Below are 6790 nucleotides of genomic sequence, written 5' to 3'. Positions count from 1 at the left end.
CCTTCCAGCAGCGGGGGGGCGTGTGCGTGCGCGCGCGCTGCGGGGATGCGCGTCCACCGCGGCGCGCCCGGGCCAGCAGGAACAGGCCCAGGCCGAGCAGCGCCGGAGCGGCCGGTTCCGGTATCTGGACTTGCGCCGGAATCAGCTCCGCGATCGGGATGATCGCGCCGAAGCCGTCGGCCAGGGTCGCGCTGGCGAAGTCGATGGTGGTCACGCCGGGGGCGGGCGCGCGCCAGTCGAACGTCAACCGGGCCAGCGCGAAGCTGTCGCCCTGCAGGTTCGCCAGGTAGGGACCGGTGCAGAAAATGCAGGCGCTGTCCGATACCTCCAGCAGCGAGACCGAGAACAGGCGCACGATGCTGGCGGCCGGCGAGGACAGGTCCTCCTCGACGAGGTCGAAGGTTTCGCCAGGGCCGCCCAGGAACGGGCCGAAGTCGACCGAGGCCAGCGACAGGTAGGCCGGGTTGAATGACAGCGACACGTCGAAACCGCCGAGGACCTGCGCCGGATCCTCGCTCTTGAGTCCGGAGATCATCAGGTCAACAGTGACGGGAGACTGCCATGGTGCGGTCTGCACCGCGGGGCTCAGGAACAGGATGGGCGCCGCCTGTGCCTTGAGGCAGAGCAAGGCCACCAGCAGCACGGCGGAACGGGCAATGAATGTGAACATCGGACACCTCCATGAGTAGCATGGCCGGACGAGCGGCCCTGGCGGAGGCTCTGCAATAAACATGCCGCCGCAGCCCTGCTACCGATGGAACAGCTGCGCGCGCGTGCTGTAAGCGGATGCGACAGCCCTCATGGGGGCTCATGTCGCGATAACCATACAGGCCGGTGGGCACAGTGCACCGGCTGTGGCGAGATTGGCTGTAAGCGAACGCGACACCGGCGGGCAGCCGGCGCGGAGGAGGGGGCGGAGTCTGGAGGCTGACACGCGCTTCCGCCGGGAGATCAGCGGGGACGTCCCGGCTGGGACCGTCCCCGTCCCGCCCAGGGGGCGGACTTACTTCTTCGCCAGCAGCGGCTTGAGATACTTGCCGGTCACGGACTCGGGATTGTCGGCCACCTCCTCCGGCGTGCCGCTGGCGACGATGCGGCCACCGCCCGCGCCGCCTTCCGGACCCAGGTCCACGATCCAGTCGGCGGTCTTGATGACGTCGAGATTGTGCTCGATGATCACCAGCGTGTTGCCCTGGTCGCGCAGGCGGTGGATCACCTTCAGCAGCAGCGCGATGTCGTGGAAGTGCAGGCCGGTGGTCGGCTCGTCCAGGATGTACAGCGTGCGCCCGGTGTCGCGCTTGGACAGCTCCAGCGACAGCTTGACACGCTGCGCCTCGCCGCCCGAGAGCGTGGTCGCGCTCTGGCCCAGCTTGATGTAGCCGAGGCCCACGTCGAGCAGGGTTTGCAGCTTGCGCGCGATCAGCGGCACCGGCTTGAAGAACTCGTGCGCGTCTTCGACCGTCATCTCCAGCACGTCCGTGATCGACTTGCCCTTGTACTGGACTTCCAGCGTCTCGCGGTTATAGCGCTTGCCGTGGCAGACGTCGCAGGGCACGTACACGTCCGGCAGGAAGTGCATCTCGACCTTCAGCACCCCGTCGCCCTGGCAGGCCTCGCAGCGGCCGCCCTTGACGTTGAACGAGAAGCGCCCGGCGCTGTAGCCGCGCTCCTTGGCCGTCGGCACCGTCGCAAACAGGTCGCGGATCGGCGTGAACACACCGGTGTAGGTGGCCGGGTTCGAACGCGGCGTGCGCCCGATCGGCGCCTGGTCCACCGCGATCACCTTGTCGAAGTGTTCCAGGCCGCTGACGGTGTCGTGCGGCGCCGGTTCGGTCGACGAGCCATACAGGTGGCGCGACAGGGACGGGAACAGCGTGTCGTTCACCAGCGTGGACTTGCCGGAGCCGGAGACCCCGGTCACGCAGGTCAGCAGGCCAACCGGCAGGTGCAGGTCCACGTTCTTCAGGTTGTTCCCGCGCGCGCCGGTCACCACCAGCTGGCGGTCTTCGTCGGCCTGGGTGCGCTTCTTCGGCACCTCGATCTTCAGGGTGCCGTTGAGGTACTTGGCCGTCAGCGAGTGCTTGTTCTTCAGGATCTCCGGCAGCGAGCCTTGGGCGATCACGTCGCCGCCATGCACGCCCGCACCCATGCCCATGTCCACGATGAAGTCCGCGGTGCGGATCGCATCCTCGTCGTGCTCCACCACCAGCACCGAGTTGCCAATGTCGCGCAGGTGCTTCAGCGTGGCGATCAGACGGTCGTTGTCGCGCTGGTGCAGGCCGATGGACGGCTCGTCCAGCACGTACATCACGCCCGTGAGGCCGGAGCCGATCTGCGAGGCCAGGCGGATGCGCTGCGACTCGCCGCCGGACAGCGTGTCGGCCGAGCGGTCCAGCGACAGGTAGTCCAGGCCCACGTTATTCAGGAACTTGAGGCGCGCAGTGATCTCCTTGATCACGCGGTCGGCGATCTCGCGCTTGGCGCCCTTGAGCTTGAGCTGCTCGAAGAAGGACAGCGAATCGCGCAGCGGCTTTTTCGCGATCTCGTAGATCGCGGTCTGCTGCTTGCCGGTGCCGATCTTCACGTGGCGCGCTTCCACCCGCAGGCGCGCGCCGTCGCAGGCCGGGCATTCCTTCTCGTTGATGAACTTCGCCAGTTCCTCCTTGACCGCCATCGAGTCGGTCTCGCGGTAGCGGCGCTGCAGGTTGGTGACCACGCCCTCGAAGGTGTGCTCGCGGATCACGGTGCGCCCGCGCTCATTGATGTACGCGAACGGGACGGCCTGCTTGCCGGAGCCGAACAGCACCACGTCCTGCGCGGCCTTGGGCAGCTGCTCGAACGGGGTGTCGATGTCGAAGTTGTAGTGGCTCGCGAGGCTGGACAGCATCGAGAAGTAGAACTGGTTGCGGCGGTCCCACCCCTTGACCGCGCCGGAGGCCAGCGACAGGTTGGGGAAGGCGACGATGCGCTTGGGGTCGAAAAACTCGATGTGGCCCAGGCCGTCGCAGTCGGGGCAGGCGCCCATCGGGTTATTGAAGGAGAACAGGCGCGGCTCCAGCTCCTGCAGCGAGTAGCCGCACATCGGGCACGCGAACTTGTTGGAGTAGATGTGCTCCTGCCCATTGTCCATCTCGAGCGCGATGGCGCGGCCGTCGGCCAGGCGCAGCGCGGTCTCGAACGATTCGGCCAGACGCTGCTTGATCTCCGGGTTCACCTTGACGCGGTCGATCACCACGTCGATGGTGTGCTTCTCGGTCTTCTTCAGCTTGGGCAGGTCGTCGACTTCGTAGATCTTCGAGTCGTTCACGCCGCTCTGCACGCGGAAGCGCACGAAGCCCTGGGCCTGCATGTCCTGGAACAGGTCCACGTGCTCGCCCTTGCGGTTCGCGACCACGGGGGCGAGGATCATCAGCTTGGTCCCTTCCGGCATGGCCAGCACGGCGTCGACCATCTGCGACACCGACTGCGCGGCCAGCGCGTGGTCCGGGTGATTGATGCAGTAGGGCGTGCCCACGCGGGCGTACAGCAGGCGCAGGTAGTCGTGGATCTCGGTGACGGTTCCGACCGTCGAACGCGGGTTGTGCGAGGTGGCCTTCTGCTCGATCGAGATGGCCGGGGACAGGCCTTCGATCAGGTCCACGTCCGGCTTTTCCATCAGCTGCAGGAACTGGCGCGCATAAGCCGACAGCGACTCGACGTAGCGGCGCTGGCCCTCGGCGTACAGCGTGTCGAACGCCAGCGAGGACTTGCCCGAGCCAGACAGGCCGGTGATGACGATCAGCTGGTTGCGCGGAAGATCAAGGTTGATGTTCTTGAGATTGTGCGTGCGGGCGCCGCGGATGCGGATCTGTTCCATGTACCTCTGCTTTCGTTAGAAGGATGCGCGAGGCTGGAATGATCTATCAAACCGGGACTGGGGTGCGATCCGCCTCAACCACTGTATATATTATCAGTATTCAGCACAGCTCGCCGAGGTGGTCACTTTCCTTGACCACCCGGCAATTGTGGGTACTGGGGAACCAGTGAGGTGGGGACGGATGGGCTCATTTAAAGAGCCCGCTTCCGTTCAGTGGGGACGTGTGGTCAGTTGTTCAAGCGCGGTGAACAGCAGGTCGATTTGGTCGGGAAAGTTGTAGATGCCGGTGGACACGCGCAGCGCGTGCGCGGCCGGGCCGGGCGCGTGCGGCTGGGCCGGGACAATGGCCGTTGCCACGGCGATATTGAAGTCATGGCGCAGCCGGTCCGCCAGGCCGTGGATCCACGCCTGGTCCTGCGCCCGCGTGCCATCGCGTGCGGGCACGAACGTCTTGATGCCGCTGGACAGTGCCTGCGCGCTGCCGCGTCCCCATGGGCTCAACAGGCAGCCCGGCCCCCACAGGTCCACCGCGCGCTGCTCGACGATGTGGGCCAGGTGCAGCACCCGTTCCTCGATGGCGTGCGGGCCGATGCTGCCTTGCAGGTCGGCCGCCGCGGCCAGGGTGGCCAAAGCGGGCTCGTCCAGCCGCGCGCGCCGTTGCAAGGCGTCCGCAATGGTGGCGGCCGGGCCGAGGTGCATGGCGTGTTCGGACAGGATGGGCACCAAGTCCCACGGGTTGTAGCGCGCGTCGCGCAGATACAGGATGCCGGTGCCCGCCGGGCCGTTCAGCCACTTGTGGCCGGCGCCGGCCCAGGCGTCGCAGCCGAGGTCCTTCAGGGTCAGCTCCAGCATGCCGGCGGCCTGGGCGCCATCGACCAGCGTGAAGATCTCGTACGAGCGGGCCAGGCGGCACAGCTCCTGCACCGGCATGCGCAGGCCCGTGGCGCCAGTCACATGCGAAAAGCACATGGCGCGGGTGCGGGGCGTGATGGCGCGCTGGAACAGGCGCACGATTTCATCGGCCGTGTCCGGCGGCGAGGGCAGGGCCAGCTTGACCACCTTGACGCTGCTGCGCTGAGCCAGCAGGGACAAGGGCGAGCACAGCGATGCATGCTCGTGCTGGGTGGTCAGGATTTCATCGCCCGGTTCGAATGGAAAGCCGAGCAGGGTCATCGCCAGGCCCATGGTCGTATTCTCGGTGAGCACGATCTCGCCCGGCGCGGCGCCGAGCAGGGCGGCCACCTGGGCGCGCGGGCCCTGGTGGCTGGCATCGAGCGTGGCGCGGCCGGGATCGGCCGCCGCCTCGGTCAGCGCGGTGGACAGCATCTGCTGGAGGGTGCGCGGCAGCGAGCCGGCAGCGCCATTGTTCAGCCAGGTCAGGCCCGGCTGGAATGCAAAGCGCGCGGCCACCGCGTGCCAGTCGACTCGTTCCATGATCGGTCTCCTCAGGTGCGACGATGGTTTGAGTGTAGGGCGCAGCTGCGCGAAGGAAAGGCCTATCGCCTCGCGGTGGCGGCCGCGTCGGCATTGCGCGACGGCGCGCGGGGTTTTCGTCGGCTGGCGCCGCGTTGGGTGGCGGCAGCGGGAGCGGCGGGGCTGCGCTACACTCGTCCGTATTGTCCAGCCGAGGGAGATGACGATGTCGCAAGCCCAGCAGACCTTCGCGCAGCAGTCCGGCCAGTATGCGCTGGCACGGCCGCGCTATCCGCAGGCGCTGTATGACTGGATTCTCAGCCAGTGCCCGGGCCGCGCGGCGGCGTGGGACTGTGCGACCGGCAATGGCCAGGCGGCGGTGGGGCTGGCGCCGCATTTTGGCATGGTCCAGGCAACCGACCTCAGCGCCGAACAGGTGCGCGCCGGGCTGCGCGCGCCAAATGTGTTCTACAGCGCCCAGCCGGCGGAGGCCACGGCCTTTGCGGACCACACGTTCGATCTCATCACGGTGGCGCAGGCGCTGCACTGGTTCGACACCGCGCGTTTCTGGCCGGAAGTGCGGCGGGTCGCGCGGCCCGGCGCGCTGTTTTGCGCCTGGGGCTACTCGTGGTTCGAGTGCGAATCCGAGGTGGCGGCGGAATTTGCGCTGCCGCTGCGCGCGCTGCTGGAACCGTTCTGGGCGCCCAACAACCGGATCCTGTGGAATGGCTACCGGAACGAGGACATCGCATTTCCTTATGCGCGCTTGCCGGCGCCGCCGTTCGTCATCGAGGCGCGCTGGACCATCGAAGAGATGATCGCCTACGTGCAGACCTGGTCGGCGTACAAGCTGGCGCGGCAGGATGTGCGGGTCGCGGCCGAGCTGGAGCGCCTGTGCGGCGGTGCCCGCGAACGCTTCGCCGCGCGCGGGACGCTGGCTGCCCGCATGCCGCTCAGCGTGGTGGCGGGGCGCCTCTAGCGGAAGCTGCCGGGCGCGCCGCGAACTGCCTCAAAGGTGCGTCATGGCGCTTCATTGACACTGCCTGAAGCGCCAAGGTACACTCAAAAATTCATTGTGTTGAGGAAGATCGCTGCCATGGCATCGGTAAATAAAGTCATCATCGTTGGCAACCTGGGCCGCGATCCTGAAATCCGCTACATGCCGAGTGGCGACGCGATTGCCAACATCGCAGTGGCGACGTCGTTCCGCTCCAAGGACCGCAACACCGGCGAGCAAAAAGAACAGACCGAGTGGCACCGCATTTCGTTCTTCGGCCGCCTGGCCGAGATCGTGGGCCAGTATCTGAAGAAGGGCTCGTCCGTGTACGTCGAGGGCCGCCTGCAGACCCGCAAATACACCGACAAGGACGGCATCGAGCGCTATGCGACCGAGATCGTCGCCGAAAACATGCAGATGCTCGGCGGCCGCCAGGGCATGGGCGGGGGCGACATGGGCATGGACGACGCGGGCGGCTACGACGCCCCGGCCGCCCGTCCGGCGCCGCAGCGCCAGGCGCCGCC

At 67.1% G+C, this 6790-nt stretch carries 5 protein-coding genes; 2 read left to right on the top strand and 3 right to left on the bottom strand.

Features of this window, described 5'->3' with window-relative positions; genetic code table 11:
• The 3 genes from E4L96_RS12080 to E4L96_RS12070 form a co-directional block, all read right to left on the bottom strand.
• A partial coding sequence (locus E4L96_RS12080) for a cohesin domain-containing protein (RefSeq protein ID WP_167758676.1) occupies positions 1–670 on the bottom strand: 670 nt, incomplete at its 3' end.
• Positions 671–1003: 333 nt separating this feature from the next.
• Positions 1004–3856, bottom strand: coding sequence for an excinuclease ABC subunit UvrA (gene uvrA / locus E4L96_RS12075; RefSeq protein ID WP_135207474.1), 2853 nt, complete (start codon positions 3854–3856; stop codon positions 1004–1006).
• Between the two features lie 210 nt (positions 3857–4066).
• The gene (locus E4L96_RS12070; protein ID WP_135207473.1) at positions 4067–5290 is read right to left on the bottom strand and encodes an aminotransferase class V-fold PLP-dependent enzyme; all 1224 of its coding nucleotides are present in this window, start codon (positions 5288–5290) and stop codon (positions 4067–4069) included.
• A 199-nt stretch (positions 5291–5489) separates the two neighbouring features.
• Here E4L96_RS12070 and E4L96_RS23695 point away from each other — a divergent pair, with 199 nt between their 5' ends.
• Both E4L96_RS23695 and ssb read left to right on the top strand, forming a co-directional pair.
• Positions 5490–6248 carry a class I SAM-dependent methyltransferase gene (locus tag E4L96_RS23695; protein WP_167758675.1) on the top strand — a complete coding sequence of 253 codons (759 nt, stop codon included), beginning with the start codon at positions 5490–5492 and terminating at the stop codon, positions 6246–6248.
• A gap of 117 nt (positions 6249–6365) precedes the next feature.
• Positions 6366–6790, top strand: a 425-nt coding sequence (gene ssb, locus E4L96_RS12060) for a single-stranded DNA-binding protein (protein ID WP_135207471.1), incomplete at its 3' end; no start/stop codon positions are given.

It is taken from the genome of Zemynaea arenosa (genome assembly GCF_004614185.1).
GTDB lineage: Bacteria > Pseudomonadota > Gammaproteobacteria > Burkholderiales > Burkholderiaceae_D > Telluria > Telluria arenosa.
The sequence above is the reverse complement of the archived record's forward strand: the minus strand, read 5'-3'. Positions and strand labels throughout refer to the sequence as shown.

Coding starts and splice junctions, on each gene's coding strand:
- uvrA (WP_135207474.1), bottom strand. CDS start 3,856: ATGGAACAGATCCGCATCCGCGGCGCCCGCACGCACAATCTCAAGAAC.
- E4L96_RS12070 (WP_135207473.1), bottom strand. CDS start 5,290: ATGGAACGAGTCGACTGGCACGCGGTGGCCGCGCGCTTTGCATTCCAG.
- E4L96_RS23695 (WP_167758675.1), top strand. CDS start 5,490: ATGACGATGTCGCAAGCCCAGCAGACCTTCGCGCAGCAGTCCGGCCAG.